The sequence below is a fragment of the Blautia sp. OF09-25XD genome, from assembly GCF_003482095.1.
In the GTDB taxonomy this organism is placed as follows: domain Bacteria; phylum Bacillota; class Clostridia; order Lachnospirales; family Lachnospiraceae; genus Fusicatenibacter; species Fusicatenibacter saccharivorans.
In genome coordinates, this window is record NZ_QUMG01000002.1 from 30,377 (window position 1) to 46,219 (window position 15,843).

General features: G+C 49.0%; 11 protein-coding genes and 5 pseudogenes. 6 read left to right on the forward strand and 10 right to left on the reverse strand.

Annotated features, from left to right (window positions below; genetic code table 11):
* Nucleotides 1-113: 113 nt before the first annotated feature.
* The 5 genes and pseudogenes from DXA93_RS02105 (at nt 114) to DXA93_RS02125 (ending at nt 4,726) form a co-directional block, all read left to right on the forward strand.
* Nucleotides 114-884: a ParA family protein gene (locus DXA93_RS02105; protein ID WP_022461756.1), complete on the forward strand. Its 771-nt coding sequence runs from the start codon at nt 114-116 to the stop codon at nt 882-884.
* A pseudogene (locus DXA93_RS20435) lies at nt 884-1,815 on the forward strand (ParB/RepB/Spo0J family partition protein). Before DXA93_RS02105 ends, DXA93_RS20435 begins: the two are co-directional and overlap by 1 nt.
* Before the next feature lie 11 nt (nt 1,816-1,826).
* Nucleotides 1,827-2,342 carry a DUF4446 family protein gene (locus DXA93_RS02115; protein ID WP_022461754.1) on the forward strand — a complete coding sequence of 172 codons (516 nt, stop codon included), beginning with the start codon at nt 1,827-1,829 and terminating at the stop codon, nt 2,340-2,342.
* 179 nt (nt 2,343-2,521) lie between these two features.
* Nucleotides 2,522-3,809: pseudogene (serS, locus tag DXA93_RS02120) on the forward strand (serine--tRNA ligase).
* Nucleotides 3,810-3,848: 39 nt separating this feature from the next.
* Nucleotides 3,849-4,726: pseudogene (locus tag DXA93_RS02125) on the forward strand (DUF3881 family protein).
* A gap of 131 nt (nt 4,727-4,857) precedes the next feature.
* Here the strand turns inward: DXA93_RS02125 and udk are convergent.
* The 9 genes and pseudogenes from udk to DXA93_RS02170 form a co-directional block, all read right to left on the reverse strand.
* Nucleotides 4,858-5,442, reverse strand: a complete 585-nt coding sequence (gene udk, locus DXA93_RS02130; protein WP_442857944.1) for a uridine kinase — start codon at nt 5,440-5,442, stop codon at nt 4,858-4,860.
* Between the two features lie 13 nt (nt 5,443-5,455).
* Nucleotides 5,456-6,095, reverse strand: a pseudogene (deoC, locus tag DXA93_RS02135) (deoxyribose-phosphate aldolase).
* A gap of 248 nt (nt 6,096-6,343) precedes the next feature.
* Nucleotides 6,344-7,279 (reverse strand): ABC transporter permease, encoded by a 936-nt coding sequence (locus DXA93_RS02140; RefSeq protein ID WP_055225933.1) that lies wholly within the window; start codon nt 7,277-7,279, stop codon nt 6,344-6,346.
* The gene (locus tag DXA93_RS02145; RefSeq protein WP_118640528.1) at nt 7,279-8,400 is read right to left on the reverse strand and encodes an ABC transporter permease; all 1,122 of its coding nucleotides are present in this window, start codon (nt 8,398-8,400) and stop codon (nt 7,279-7,281) included. The genes DXA93_RS02140 and DXA93_RS02145 overlap by 1 nt, the downstream gene beginning before the upstream one ends.
* Nucleotides 8,401-8,418: 18 nt before the next feature.
* Complete coding sequence (locus DXA93_RS02150) at nt 8,419-9,966, reverse strand: ABC transporter ATP-binding protein (RefSeq protein WP_442857945.1); 1,548 nt, start codon at nt 9,964-9,966, stop codon at nt 8,419-8,421.
* A 169-nt stretch (nt 9,967-10,135) separates the two neighbouring features.
* Entirely contained in the window at nt 10,136-11,308 is a 1,173-nt protein-coding gene (locus DXA93_RS02155) for a BMP family lipoprotein (protein ID WP_055225931.1), read from the reverse strand.
* Nucleotides 11,309-11,413: 105 nt separating this feature from the next.
* Nucleotides 11,414-12,723: pseudogene (locus DXA93_RS02160) on the reverse strand (amidohydrolase family protein).
* A gap of 79 nt (nt 12,724-12,802) precedes the next feature.
* Nucleotides 12,803-13,648, reverse strand: coding sequence for a purine-nucleoside phosphorylase (locus DXA93_RS02165; RefSeq protein WP_119207671.1), 846 nt, complete (start codon nt 13,646-13,648; stop codon nt 12,803-12,805).
* Between the two features lie 174 nt (nt 13,649-13,822).
* A complete protein-coding gene (locus DXA93_RS02170; RefSeq protein WP_022461580.1) occupies nt 13,823-14,476 on the reverse strand; it encodes a YczE/YyaS/YitT family protein in 654 nt (217 codons plus the stop codon).
* A 583-nt stretch (nt 14,477-15,059) separates the two neighbouring features.
* On the opposite strand from DXA93_RS02170, the gene DXA93_RS17610 reads away from it, so the two are divergent.
* Nucleotides 15,060-15,311: a hypothetical protein gene (locus DXA93_RS17610; RefSeq protein WP_147399497.1), complete on the forward strand. Its 252-nt coding sequence runs from the start codon at nt 15,060-15,062 to the stop codon at nt 15,309-15,311.
* Nucleotides 15,312-15,406: 95 nt separating this feature from the next.
* Here the strand turns inward: DXA93_RS17610 and DXA93_RS02180 are convergent, their stop codons facing one another.
* On the reverse strand, nt 15,407-15,736 hold the full coding sequence (locus tag DXA93_RS02180; RefSeq protein ID WP_022462474.1) for a cupin domain-containing protein: 330 nt from the start codon (nt 15,734-15,736) through the stop codon (nt 15,407-15,409).
* Nucleotides 15,737-15,843 lie beyond the last annotated feature (107 nt).

A 15,843-nucleotide genomic window follows, 5' to 3' on the forward strand; every position in this document is an offset into this window, starting at 1 on the left:
AAAACACCTGCCGCATGAATCATTTTTTTGAAAGAAGTGCCGGCAGGTCATTTCCTGTAAAAAGGAAAAACTGCAAATGGAAAACAAAAAGATGAAAGGAGGCAATACATATTTTGGGAAGAACAATTGCAATTGCAAACCAGAAAGGCGGCGTAGGTAAATCTACCACCGCAATTAACCTTTCTTCCTGTTTAGGAGAAATGGGACAAAAAGTTCTGACCATTGATATGGACCCGCAGGGAAATACCACCAGCGGAATGGGAGTAGAGAAAAATGAAGTGGAAAATACCATCTATGAGCTGCTTCTTGGAGAGTCAAAACTGGAGGACTGCATCATTCCTCTGAATTTTGACAATCTTTCCCTTATCCCTTCCAATGTCAATCTGGCCGGAGCGGAGATCGAGCTGATCGGGGTGGAAGACAAAGAATTCATCCTGAAAAACGCAATTGATCAGGTTCGCGATCAGTACGACTTCATTATTATTGACTGTCCGCCATCCTTAAATATGCTGACAATCAACGCGATGACCACCGCGGACACCGTTCTGGTGCCGATTCAGTGTGAATATTACGCACTGGAGGGCTTATCCCAGCTTATGCACACGATTGAGCTGGTGCAGGAGCGTCTGAATCCGGAACTGGAGATGGAAGGCGTTGTCTTTACCATGTACGATGCGAGAACGAATCTTTCTCTGCAGGTAGTAGAAAACGTAAAAGACAGCCTGGATCAGAATATCTACAAAACCATTATTCCGAGAAATGTCCGCCTTGCGGAGGCACCGAGCTACGGTATGCCGATCAACTATTACGACAAGCGGTCCACCGGTGCAGAGAGCTACCGTCTCCTGGCAGACGAAGTGATTCACAGGGGGGATGAAGAGTAATGGCAGCGAGAAGAGGAGGATTAGGCAAGGGCCTGGATTCCCTGATTTCACCGGGACATTCGGCCAAAGCAGAAGCAAAAGAGAAACCGGCAAAACCGGAGGTCAAAGTAGTCGAGAAGGTTGTTGAAAAAGTTGTCGAAAAACCAGTTGAGATGAAACTGAAAATCTCCGAAATTGAACCGAACCGCGAACAGCCGCGAAAATCCTTTGACGAGGACGGCCTGATCGAACTTTCGGAATCCATCAAACAGTTCGGAGTTCTACAGCCGATTCTGGTGCAGAAAAAAGATGATTATTATGAGATCATCGCAGGGGAACGGAGATGGAGGCTGCAAAGCTTGCCGGAATCAAAGAAGTACCGGTCATCATCAAAGATTTTACCGAGCAGGAAGTTGTCGAGATTTCCCTGATTGAAAATATTCAGAGAGAATCCCTGAACCCGATTGAGGAGGCACACGCATACAAACGCCTGATGGAAGAGTTCCATCTCCGCCAGGATGAAATCGCAGAGCGCGTTTCCAAGAGCAGAACGGCGGTTACAAACTCGATGCGTCTCCTGAAACTGGACGACAGGGTACAGCAGATGGTTGTCGATGAAATGCTGACAACCGGTCATGTGCGTACGCTGCTGGCGCTGGAGAATAAAGAGCTCCAGTACAATACGGCAATGAAAATCTTCGATGAAAAGCTCAGTGTCCGTGAGACCGAGCGCCTGGTCAAAGAGATCCTGAATCCGAAGGTGAAGAAAGAAAAGAAAGTCAATCTGGAAGAGGAAGCCATCTACGAAGGTCTGGAAGAGAAAATTAAGAGCATCATTGGTACGAAGGTTTCCATTCACCGCGGGGCAAAGCACAAAGGAAAGATCGAGATCGAGTATTATTCCCAGGAAGAGCTCGAGAGAATCATGGATCTGTTTGAATCAATACAGTAAGAGGTAGAATAATGAGCGATTTATTTAGTAAGGTAGGAATTGACCTTGGCGTTGTTGTACTTCTTCTGATTGTACTGATTATCGTGATGATGATTATGACGGTCAGCATGTCGCTGCGTCTGAGCAGACTGAACCAGAAGTACAGAAGCTTTATGAAGGGAAAAGACGCCCAGTCACTCGAAAAGCTGTTTCATCAGCGGTTCAAGGAAATTGACAAACTGAACAAGCAGAATGAGCTGACGAAAAAGAATCTTGCGGATCTGAAAAAGATCCAGGGCATGACGCTGAACAAATACGGAATCGTAAAATATGATGCGTTTGACGATGTGGGCGGAAAGATGAGTTTTGCGCTGGCAATGCTCGACAAAGAAAACACAGGTTTTATCCTGAATGCAATCCACAGCCGTGACAACTGCTTTTTATATCTGAAAGAGATCGTAAAAGGCGAGTCCTATATCATGCTGAGCGCCGAGGAAATCGACGCGCTGCGCCAGGCAATTACGATGAATTCGATCGATCTGATGTAAAAGCGGACCGCAGAAAAACAGCATGAAAGAACGCTTGAAAAAATGCATATACTGTTATATGATGGTACTGGAACGCGCCAAACCCGCATAAATGCTGGAAAAACGGCAGTGGTTCCGGGCTGGAAAGAACAAAAAGAATCCCGCCAAAATGAGGGGATAAGATCTACTAGGAGGAAATTATGTTAGACATTAAGTTTTTAAGAGAAAACCCGGAAGTTGTAAAACAGAATATCCGAAATAAATTCCAGGATCAGAAACTGGAGCTGGTTGATAAAGTCATCGAGCTGGACAAAGAAAACCGTGACATCAAACAGGAAGTAGAAGCACTTCGTGCAAAAAGAAACAAAATCTCCAAACAGATCGGCGCACTGATGGGCCAGGGCAAGAGAGAAGAGGCTGAGGAAGTAAAGAAACAGGTAGCTGTTGACGGTTCCCGCATCGAGGCTCTTTCCGCAAGAGAAAAAGAAGTAGAAGAAGAAATCAAAAAGATCATGATGGTCATCCCGAACATCATCGATCCTTCCGTACCGATCGGAAAAGATGACAGCGAGAACGTAGAAGCAGAGCGTTTCGGCGAGCCGGTTGTACCGGATTTTGAAATCCCGTATCACACCGACATTATGGAGTCCTTCGACGGAATCGATCTGGATGCAGCAAGAGAAGTTGCAGGAAACGGATTCTATTATCTGATGGGCGACATTGCACGCCTCCACTCTGCCATCCTTTCTTATGCAAGAGATTTCATGATCGACCGCGGATTTACCTACTGCGTACCGCCTTTCATGATCCACGGCAACGTCGTAAACGGTGTTATGAGCTTCGCTGAGATGGAGTCCATGATGTACAAAATCGAGGGCGAGGATCTGTACCTGATCGGAACCAGCGAGCACTCCATGATCGGTAAATTCATCGACAGCATCATCCCGGAGGAGAAACTGCCTCTGACCCTGACCAGCTACTCTCCGTGCTCCGTAAAGAAAAAGGAGCACACGGCATCGAGGAGCGTGGTGTTTATCGTATCCATCAGTTCGAGAAACAGGAGATGGTTGTTGTCTGCAAACCGGAAGACAGCATGATGTGGTATGACAAACTGTGGAAGAACACCGTAGACCTGTTCCGTTCCATGGATATCCCGGTTCGTACTCTGGAGTGCTGCTCCGGTGACCTGGCTGACCTGAAAGTAAAATCTGTCGATGTTGAGGCATGGTCTCCGCGTCAGAAGAAATACTTCGAGGTAGGAGCTGCTCCAACCTTGGTGATGCACAGGCAAGACGTCTGAAAATCCGTGTCAACGGCGAGGACGGAAAGAAATACCTGGCACATACCCTGAACAACACCGTAGTTGCTCCGCCGCGTATGCTGATCGCATTCCTGGAGAACAACCTGAATGCAGACGGAACCGTAAGCATTCCGGAAGTTCTTCGTATGTACATGGGCGGAAAAGAGAAACTGGTTCCGAAACACTAATCGCATAAGAAATACAAAGGAATGAGAGGAGGTGTTCTTATGCACGCTTACCTGAAAACCATTGGATTTTCAAAGATCAAGACGACGAAGGAACTCCAGGAGATTCTTCGTGATGTAGTAGAAAACTACGACCGTAAAAAGATTGTGGAAACAGAAGAACACCACCTTTTTGCTGAATTTTCGAAAGAATATGCATATGACTGTGGTATCACGGTCTGTGGGGAAATTGATGAGAACAACCGTTTCCAGATGGAATATTATTATCCCTATTTCGAGGGCGGGCAGATCAGCTCCTACGAGGAGGTATCGGTGGAGCGCCACGTCGATAAGGAATCGTTTGCAGGCGCTGCGACGATATGCGGCTTGGCATCACGATGATCTTTTATCTGACGCATGCAGCGGAATATCTTGAGATGAAACAGAAAAATGCGCTGCAGCCGCTTCCGCTCCCGCTTTCTGTCTCCGGTCTTGCAGCGGAAGGAACAATTCTGCTTCCGATCCAGAAAGACCCGGAACAGGTCGAGAAGGAGCGCCGCAGCACGCAGCAGAAGAATTCACTGATCTCGGCTGCCAGAAACGGGGATGAGGATGCGATGGAAAGTCTCACCATGGATGATATTGACACATATGCCATGATTTCCCAGCGTCTGACGAAGGAAGATGTCTTTTCTATTGTAGATAGCTTTTTCATGCCGAGCGGTCTTGAATGTGACCAGTACAGCGTGATGGGTGAAATTACGGAGATGAATACAACGAAGAACGCGGTAACGGGCGAGCAGGTGTATGAGCTCGGCCTCGTCTGCAACGATGTGCCGATAGACATCTGTATCAACGAAAAGGATTTATTTGGAGTACCGGAAGTGGGAAGACGTTTCAAAGGCCAGATCTGGCTGCAGGGAATGCTGGAACATCTGTAAGGGAAAAATAAAAAGAGCGAGGGCTGAAAAAGAGAAAATTCAGTCCTCGTTCTTTTTTTGCAGATTTTTATAGCGATAAACGGATGTTTACTGGTTCTGCACCAGATTCAGATGCTTACGCACCCGCTCGATCAGCATTTCAAGAGCAACGGTTTCTGTCCGCCCTCCGGGATGATCACGTCGGCACGGCGCTTGCTCGGCTCTACAAACTGCTCGTGCATCGGTTTTACGGTCGTCAGGTACTGCGTTACAACGCTGTCCAGGGAACGTCCGCGCTCTTTTACAACGCGCAGGATCCGGCGGAGAATCCGCACGTCCGCATCGGTATCGACAAAGACTTTGATGTCCATCAGATCGCAGAGATCCTTCTCAACGAAGAGGAGAATGCCCTCGAGCACGATAACCGGGGCAGGATGGACCAGAATCGTTTTATCCGAGCGGTTATGCATGGCATAATCGTAAACCGGCATCTCGATGGATTTTCCGGCTTTCAGCTCGAGAATGTGCTGGCATAACAGGTCGGTATCAAAGGCATCGGGATGATCGTAATTTAATTTGGCACGCTCCTCAAAAGGAATATCGTCATGGCGTTTGTAATAGTTGTCATGGCGCAGAATGCTCACTTCATCGCGTCCAAAACTTTCTACCAGCTTATCTGCCAGTGTCGTTTTTCCACTGCCGGTTCCTCCGGCAATTCCTATCAGTATCGTATCCATAAGAAACTCCTTTTTATCCGATGATAGCCAGTGTTGCGCTTGTTCCGAGACGCTTGCGCCGGCATCTACCATAGCCTGTGCCTCGTCTGCGTTGTGGATTCCGCCGGAAGCTTTTACGCCCATATCCGGGCCTACGGTCTTTCTCATCAGGCAACATCAGCCGCTTTTGCACCGCCGGTAGAAAATCCGGTGGAGGTTTTTACGAAGTCAGCGCCGGCTTCTTTTGCGAGCTCGCACGCTTTTACTTTCTCTTCATCGGTTAAAAGGCAGGTCTCGATGATGACTTTCAGAACGATGTCCTTGCCGCATACTTCTTTTAAGGTCTGGATATCGGAGCGTACGAAGTCGTATTTGCCGTCTTTGAGGGCTCCGACGTTGATGACCATATCAACCTCCTGTGCACCGTCTTCGATGGCCGCACGGGTCTCAAACGCTTTTACACGGGTATCGGACATGCCCAGAGGGAAGCCGACAACGGTGCAGACTTTGACGTCAGATCCTTTGAGCTTTTCAGCAACGAATTTGGTGTAGTACTGGTTGACGCAGACAGAAGCAAAATCATGTGCAAGTGCCTCGTCGCAGATCTTTGCAACCTGTGCTTCGGTTGCGTCTGCTTTTAAAATAGTGTGGTCAAATAATTTGGTGTTCAGCATAATTTTTTCCTTTCTTTGATGAAAAATAAATCAGAATGATAGAGAAAAGGCAGAGCCGAAAAAACACAGTTCGGATTTAACGGCTCTGCCTTTAAAAATTGTAACTATTCAGAGCCACATCTCGATTCCGCTGCGCTGCATTTCGATGTGGCTGCTCGCCATATGAAATTCCAGAAAAAACCGCTCATTCATGCAAGCATGATTCGCAATTTTTTCTTCCATTTCACATGGCTCTGAATAGTTACATATTATCTTGCGCCCTTATCGTACGGAATACCTTCGGCTTTCGGAGCCTGGGAATTCTTGGATGTGAAGGCGAGAATAATCATGGATGCGATAAACGGCATCATGTTGTAAATGTTCTTGGACAGTCCCAGATGGGAGAGGACGGTGGAGTCCGCAATGTTTGCCAGGGAACGGAATACCGCAAAGAATACGGCTGCTCCGGCAATGTGGAACGGTTTCCACTGACCGAAGATCATAACAGCGAGGGCAAGGAATCCGGCACCGGCTACGCCGACTTCGAAGTTCCAGGTGGTAACGGACGGAACGATGTAGGCAAATCCGCCGATACCGCCGAGTGCACCGGAGATGATAACACCGGTGTATCTCCACTGGTATACGTTGATACCAACAGAGTCGGCTGCCTGTGGATGCTCACCGCAGGCACGCAGGCGCAGTCCCCATTTCGTTTTGAAGAGGAACACGTAGCTGCAGATCAGAAGGATGATGCCGATGAACAGGAAGATGTTCACGGTAAATGGTCCGATCTTGTAAATGAAAGCGGCGTTGGTGTAGTTCAGCTTTGCGGAAGCTGCACCGTTTCCGGCATCCGAGCCGTTGTTGAATGCTTTTACCAGGACGATGGCAATGGCAGTAGCCAGCATGTTCAGCGCGGTTCCGCCGATCGTCTGGTCTGCTTTCAGTGTGATGGCGGAGAAGCCAAGCAGCAGAGAGTAGATCATACCGGATACGGCGCTCGCCAGAATGGAAAGTGCCACAAGTGCAGGAGCCGGGAGGTCCGGGAACAGAACCAGGACGAAGACACCGGCAAGGCCGCCGATCGCCATGATTCCTTCCAGCGCGATGTTGATGACACCGCTTCGCTCGGAGAACATACCGCCCATCGCAACGAGCATCAGAACAACGGCGTACAGTAAGGTAAATTTAATTAAAAGGAACATTATTTCTTCTCCTCCTTTCCGTTGTCTGCATTGGCATTTGCTTTCTGCTCTTTTTTGCTCTTGAACAGGTTTGCAACGATGCCCTTGAACAGGGTAACGAATGCGCAAAGGTAAATGATAACGGCAACGATCAGGTCCGCGATCTCCGGCTGATAATATTTCGTAGGCAGGTAAGCACCGCCGACCGAAATATGAGCAACGAAGAGAGCAGCGAAGATAACGCCGATCGGGTTGCTAAGTGCAAGAAGCGCAACCGGGATACCATTAAATCCGATGGCCGGGAGTGCTGTCGATACCTGCGGGTTCCACTCGGATGCACCGGAGAGGAAGTAGAGGCCTGCACCGATTCCGGCAAGCGCACCTGCGATGGTCATGGAGAGAACAACGTTTCTCTTCTCGTTGATGCCGGCGTATTTGGCAGCATCCTTATTGAATCCGCAGGCTTTCAGCTCATAGCCGAAGGTTGTTTTGTTCAGAACGATGTAGATGATGACCGCAATGGCAATCGCAATGAAAATCGCAATCGTTGTGGAACTGGTACGGAAAATGGAGTTCATGCCGCAGTCCGGAATCAGGGATTTTGGAGAAGCGGAGCTTAATTTGTAAGTACGTGTGGTCTTCTGATCATACATGCCCGGGATGGTGTTGTACATCAGCTCATTGACAAGATAAAGACCAATCCAGTTGAACATGATGGAAGTAATAACTTCATTTACGTTGAAGTATGCTTTGAAGATACCAGGAAATGCTCCCCAGATGGCTCCGCAGACCATAGCAGCCAGAAGGCATACATACCATGGCATGTGGAGGATGATGGCAAAATACAGGGCGCCGAAGACACCGACGGTGTACTGTCCGGCAGCACCGATGTTGAACAGACCTGTTTTAAAAGCAAATGCAACCGAAAGTCCGGTCATAATCAGGGGAGCGGACTGAGCGATTTCACTTCCGATTCCTTTCGGCTTTAAGTAAAAGCCGCCTTTGATGATTCGTGTAAATCCATCCACTGCGTTCTCCGCGTTGATGCAGTATAAAATGATAAATCCCACAAGAAGACCGATCACAATACATACAAGAGAAGCGACAATGGACAGAAGAGCGTTTTTCGTTTTTTCGTTCATGCTTTTCTTACCTCTCTTTTATACTTTTTCGGGAACCGGATCCCGTTTTGCACCTGCCATGTAGAGACCGAGTTCTTCGACAGAAACGGTTTTCGGATCCAGCTGGCCGACCAGCTCTCCTTCGTACATAACAAGAATACGGTCGGAAACATCCATAACCTCATCCAGTTCCAGAGAAACCAGAAGAACGGCTTTTCCCTTGTCGCGCTGTGCAACGAGCTGGCTGTGAATGTATTCGATGGCTCCGACATCAAGACCACGGGTAGGCTGTACCGCAACGAGAAGATCAGGATCTTTGTCGATCTCACGCGCGATGATCGCTTTCTGCTGGTTTCCGCCGGACATGCTGCGGGTGATGGTCACAGGACCCTGGCCGCTGCGGACATCGTACTGCTCGATCAGGCGCTCGGCATATTCGCGCACGGCTTTTGATTTGATAAAGCCGAAGGATTCAAATTCCGGCTGCCAGTAACGCTGCAGCACCATGTTCTGCTCGATGGAGTAATCCAGCACGAGGCCGTGTTTATGGCGGTCCTCCGGGATGTGGCTCATGCCCATCTTGGAGCGGTCGCGGATGGAAGCTTTCGTGATGTCCTGTCCGTTGAACAGAATTTTACCGCCGGATACTTTTTCCAGTCCCGTGAGGCCCTGAACGAACTCGGACTGGCCGTTTCCATCGATACCTGCGATGCAGACAATCTCGCCTTTTCTTACATTAAAGGAAACATCTTTGACGGCGTTGTTTCCGTGCACCTTGCTCGGTACGGTCATGTGCTCTACTTTCAGAACGGTGTCGCCCGGTTTTGACGGCTTTTTGTTGACGGAGAAGCTGACGTTTCTTCCGACCATCATGCGGGAGAGCTCTTCTTTGGAAGTTTCGCTGATGTTGACGGTTCCGATGTATTTTCCTTTGCGGAGAATCGTACAGCGGTCGGCAACTTCCATGATCTCGTTGAGTTTATGGGTGATGAAGAGGATGGATTTTCCTTCTTTTGCGAGGTTCTTCATGATCTTCATCAGCTCGTCGATTTCCTGCGGCGTCAGAACCGCGGTCGGCTCGTCGAAGATCAGGACTTCGTTGTCACGGTAGAGCATTTTCAGAATTTCGGTACGCTGCTGCATGCCGACGGTAATATCTGAGATCAGAGCGTCCGGATCGACCATCAGACCGTATTTCTCGCTCAGCTCCATGACTTTTGCACGGGCATTCTTTTTCTCGAGGAAAAGGCCTTTGGTCGGCTCTACGCCGAGGATGATGTTGTCGAGAACCGAGAAACATTCGACCAGCTTAAAGTGCTGGTGCACCATACCGATGTTGAGATTGTTGGCGTCGTTCGGCGTGTTGATATGGACTTCCTGCCCATTCTTCTTGATGATTCCGGAGGTAGGCTGATACAGACCAAAAAGAATACTCATCAGGGTTGATTTTCCTGCACCGTTTTCTCCAAGCAGAGCATGGATTTCTCCTTTTTTGAGCTGTAACGTAATGTTGTCGTTCGCCTTGATACCCGGGAATTCTTTGGTGATGTTCAACATCTCAATAATGTACTCATTTTCCATATACATATTCCCTTTCAAGCGTGGTTTTGCAGGACTGCCGAAGCTATGGAAAATAAGGCAGAACTGCGGGCTTTCATTATGTCTAGTATAGCATTTTGCATGGCAGAAAAAAAAGGGGAAGAGAAATAATATTCTCTTCCCCAAAAGGCATATTGTTACAGAAACAGTATGCACATTAGCTGATGTAATCAACGGTTACGTGAGAACCTACTTCCGGCTGATTTTCTGTATCGCTGGAGATTTCGATGGAACCATCGCGGATACCAGCCAGTACAGTTTCATACTGATCCTGTGTGAAGGTTGTGAATCCCCAGGATTCGGAATCGGTAGGAAGGCCGATGTAATCTCCGTCTTTCAGTCCAAGCTGCTGAGCAGTTCCGCCAAGTTCAGAGAAGTTTCCGCTGAAGTAGGAATCCAGAGCGTTGTTGATGGCGCTTGGAAGACCTTTCATAGCGGAAGTCAGGCAGCGCTCGCCGATTTTGGAACGCTGGTCAACGTCTACACCAATAACTTTTCCGTCGTGTGTCTCAGCTGCATCCAGAGCAGATGTCCAGATACCGCCGCCGCAGGCGAATACAACCTGTGTTCCGTCTGCATACCAGCCCTCCATACGGGCGGTGATGGAGTCATCGCCGTAGAACTGGCCGCCATAGTAATATTTTACGTTTACATCTACGCCGTCTTCTTCAGCAGCAGCGTTGATACCCTGTACATAACCGTAACCGAAACGGATAACGGCCGGAACAGCGATACCGCCGAGGAAACCAAGGCTTGTGTAGCCGTCTTTTACTGCAGCGTATCCAGCCAGGTAGCCGGCCTGCTCTTCTTCGAAGGAGCAGATGTACACGTTCTTTCCGAGATCAACAGCTTTGCCGTTTTTTACAATATCACCTTCGGTAACATCGACTGCGATGAAGGTTACATCCGGATAGGTGTCCTGCTCTTCAGCGATGGCAGGTCCGAACAGGTAACCTGGCATTACAACAACGGTAGCACCCTCGGAAACAGCAAGATCGATGGAGTTGATACGCTCTTCATCGGTATCCTCTGCCGGTTTGTAGTACTCGTACTCTACGCCGTTTGCATCGCCGTAGGCGCATACAGTTTCCCAGGTGATCTGGTTGAAGGATTCGTCGGTGATATCTCCGGAGTCTGTGATCATGGCAATTTTCTCACCTGCGGCGTCTTTTTTTTCTCCGTCTGTGGAAGCAGAAGCGGAAGTTGCGCTGGTGGAATCGGCACCTGTGGATGCGTCGGAGGAAGAGGATCCATTGGAGGAACCGCATCCTGCGAGTGCAGCAGTTGTCATGGCGGCTGCAAGCAGTAAGCTAACTACTTTCTTTTTCATAATAGTATTCTCCTTTCAATCGGTACAGCGTTTCTGCATGTATGGCTACATTATAATATAAAAGAAAAAAGTATGTCAAGCAAAGGAAAAACTGCGTGAAATCCACTAATTATCTGCATGCGAGCCGGAAATTCTTCGGATAATGGCGTTGGATCTTGCATAAATTTCTTCCGGGTCAAAGCCGATGCGGAATTCGCCGTTTTCGTAGAGAATTTGACCGTTTACCATGGTAAGCTTTACGTTCTGTTTGCTGCCGCTGTAAACGAGGTTTTTGATCAGATTATTTTCCGGCTGCATGTTAGGCTGGTGCAGATCAATCATGACGAGATCCGCCTTTTTGCCAACGGCGAGACGGTCACAGTCATCGATCTGCATCGCGTGTGCGCCGCCTGCGGTTGCCATGTAGAGTATCGCATCAGCCGGGATTCCTGCGGCGTCCATCTCACGGACTTTGGAAAGACCGGTGGTCAGGAACATTTCGCGGAACATGTCGAGGCAGTTGTTGCTGGCCGGTCCGTCGGTGCCGATGGCGAGGTTGATGCCGTTATCGTAAAAACGCTTCAGCGGGCAGATGCCGGAGGCGAGCTTCAGGTTTGAGGAGGGATTGGTAACGGCCGTCAGTTTCCGGTCACGGAAGATCTCAAAATCGCGGTCCTCCATCCAGATGCAGTGGTAGCCGCCGCCTCCGTACTGGAACATGCCTAAGCGTTCCATCAGCTGTGTCGGGGTGAGTCCCCAGCGCTCTTTACAGCCCTCGACTTCGCTTTTTGTTTCGGCGTTGTGTGTCCAGACAGGGGAATGGTATTTTTCGGCGAGTTTGGCAACGGCTTCAAGAAGCGGGCCGCCGGTCGTATATTCGGCGTGGAAACCGAGCAGATACGAGGTGCGGTCGGAGAGTTCGTTGACATAGTTATACATCTCTTCGAGAATTTCCGGGCTGTCGACGAAGTTGTTGAGACCGCTGGTAAGAACGGTGCGGAATCCGGTGTCGACCGTGGCAGCGATGCTGTTTTTCTGCTGGATGTACATGTCGAAATTGGAGGTGATGCCGCTCGTCAGATATTCCATGATGCCGAGGATATTGAGCCAGTAACGTCGTCCCCGGCGAGCTTTGCCTCGTTCGGGAAGACCTGGCGCTCGAGCCATTCGTGGAGCGGGAGATCGTCCGCGTAGGAGCGGAGGAAGGTCATCGGGGTGTGCGTGTGTGCGTTTTTAAAGCCCGGGATCAGGAGATTGCCGCGGGCGTCAATTTCGCGGTCGAAGACAGTGGTCTCTGCGGCATCTGGATCTGCTTTTCTACCAGGTCCGATATAGGTGATGGTGTCGCCGGTGACATGAAGTTCGTCTTCGGCGATGGAAAAATGGTTTTCAGCGTCGAGTACGAGAATTTTGGCGTTGTAAAAACGTGTATTCAAAAAAGATCTCTCCTTTATTTTACGTGCTGTTTTCAGCGGCGGAGGCCTGTTTTTTTGACAGACCCCCGCCGCTGTGTGTTTACAGTGTCTTTGCGATGCCCTGAATCGTTGCGGCAACGAGTTTTTTGAACTGCGGTGCAACCATGTCAGCTGCCTCCTGAACTTCCGCATGGCACAGAGGCTGCGGGGAGATGCCGGCGGCAAGATTGGTAATGCAGGAAATACCGATGACGCGCATGCCCATATGGCGTGCAGCGATGGCTTCGCAGGCGGTGCTCATGCCGACCGCGTCTGCGCCGAGGGTGCGGCACATGGCGATTTCCTGCGGGGACTCGTACTGCGGGCCGGTGAGCTGCAGATAAACGCCTTCCATCAGGTCGATATCAAGGCTGGCTGCGGCTTTCCGTGCGATTTTCTGGAATTCAAGGTCGTAGATCTGGCTCATATCCGGGAAACGGGTGCCGAGCTCGTCGATGTTCGGTCCGATAAGCGGAGATGGAACGAAGCAGGCGATCTGGCCGTTTAACAGCATCAGAGAGCCTGGCTTTGTGCCCTGTTTGATGCCGCCGGCGGCGTTGGTTAAGAACAGTGCTTTTGCGCCCATCAGCTTCATGAGGCGGGTCGGGAGAACGACGTCGGTCATCGGATAGCCTTCATAATAATGAACGCGGCCCTGCATGCAGACAACCGGCACATCGCCGACGTAGCCGAAGATAAAACGGCCCGCGTGGCCCGGAACAGTGGAAACCGGGAAGCCTTCGATATCATGGTAATCGAGGGTTGCGGTAACGCGGATATCATTCGCAAAATCACCGAGGCCGGAACCGAGAATCAGTGCGACTTCCGGCTGGAAATCGATATGGGAGCGGAAGCTCTCGTAGCATTTCATCAGTTTTTCGTAAACAGGGTTTGGGGTGTTGCTCATAGGAAAAACCTCCTTAATATAAATGATTTTCTGCTTTTTGAGTCTTTTTTCGGCTATTTTTAGGGAAGAAAAGCCTGCCACAGAGATGTGAGTCCCGGAGGCAGGCTTTTCTTTTAGAAAAAAGATCATCTGGTAGTTCTATTGTAGTATAGAAAGCGCGGAAAAGCAATGATTTCAGTCATCAAAAATATTCAGATGCTGTTTCATGATATTTCCCAGCCATTCAATGACCGGACCGAGGGTAATAACCATCAGCACGGTGACAATGCCGAGTTTTCCGCCGAGCAGAACGGCGATCGCGGTGACAACGAAGTCGTAGACGATGCGGATCACACGGAACGAAACGTTCGGCAGGTGGGTGGAGATAATGAAGGATACTGCGTCGTATGGTGCAGTTCCCATATCAACATCCATATAGAAGGATGCGGCAAGGATAAACAGGATCAGCGCCGGGATCAGCACGGCGATTCGCACACCCATCGAGGTGAAGAGGTCTGCCGGAAGGACTTTCGCCCAGATCCAGGAGAAAAAGTCGATGGAATATCCCACGAGAAACATGTTTGCGAGGGTTCCGAAGCCTAAGTTTCTGCCGCCGAAAATGATAACGAAGATGAGCAGGACGGTATTGAAGAGCGCCTGCCAGTTTCCGATGCTGATGCCGAGGCGGGTGGAGATGGTCTGGTTTAACAAGGTACACGGATCGGTGCCGAGATCGACGAGAAGCAGCCATGAGAGCGCAAAGCCCATCAGGATGACGGCAGCGATGACCAGAATCAGGCGGGTCCAGAAATGTTTCTTCTGGTAGAAGCCCTGGATGATTTCTTTCATAGTATGAAGTTCCTCCCTGTGATTTATGCTTGGTTTTTCACCTTTTCGGGCGGATTTTCTACGCATTTCCTTCGAAATTTTTCGATCGTCTTTCCAACACGTTTTTCGCCCTTCTTTCCAGAAAAATCTCCGCCGTTTTTTTCGGCGGAGATTTGACCGTTTCTGTTATTTTAGTATATTTTTCCCAAAATGTAAACTATTTTCTTTTAATGATGTCAACTTGGCGTTCACAAAATGATGAACGATAAATGAACATAAATTAACATAAAACATAAAATTGAAAAAAACACGTTCATTAATAAATTAACAAAATGAACATGTGAGCTGAATGAAATTTGTGCATTCTACAATGTGTCCACGCGAGACGGACAGAACCTTGAAAAGAACTACAATATACGGATATACGAATTAACGCCATAAACAGAAACCAAAGTTATAGAACCAGCTCCACGTTTTTACCGAAGACTTCGCGGTATAACTGTTCGCGTTCCACGGTGATCAGCCGCCCGACGGAATCGGTTGCCGCACCGAGACAATCGGCGCAGGTGAGGATCTGGTAGAGAATGGCGTTGTCGTTGCCTTTATGGGTATACTCGCGCGGATAGCCGTCTTTTTCGTCGTACCAGAGATGGTGGTAGAGCACCGCCTCGGCGTATGGTCTTGTGGAATCCCATTTGCTGAGGAGCTCATAGCCCATCTGTGGGTGGAGACAGATCAGATCAAAGAGAAAAAGTACATTGCATCATTGGAACCGTATATTGGAGATATTCTGCTGGTTGGAATTAATTATGATAAAAAGACCAAAAAGCATGAATGCCTGATAGAAAAGGCGTAAATGAATAAAAAGGCAAGGCAGCATATCACAGGAAATCCTGAGGCATGCTGCCTTATTTTGCCAGGCATATCAATAATTGGTTCAAAAAGGATACGTTAGAATACCACTACCAGAAGCATCTTATACTGCTCTTTGCCATACACTGCATGCGGATGTTTTGCCGGCATGACGATGGATTCGCCTTCGTGGAGTTCGTATTTTACGCCGTCGATGGTGATTTCACCGGTTCCGTCGAGGCAGGTGACGAAGGCGTCGCCGCCGGACTCGTGGGTGCTGATTTCTTCGCCTTTGTCGAAGGCAAATAAGGTGATACTGACGGATTCATTCTGTACCAGTGTTTTGCTGACGATCTGGCCTTCCTGGTAGGAAACCTGATCTTTTAAGACCATAACCTTGGCTTTATTGATATTTTTCATGATGCTCATAGTTTATAAATCTCCGTGATAGAATGAGAACGTGTCTGAAAAAATTCCCAGGCACGTTCTAAAAATGTGTGATTAAGATGAGATGACTCATCGGTGTCGGGCGTGTA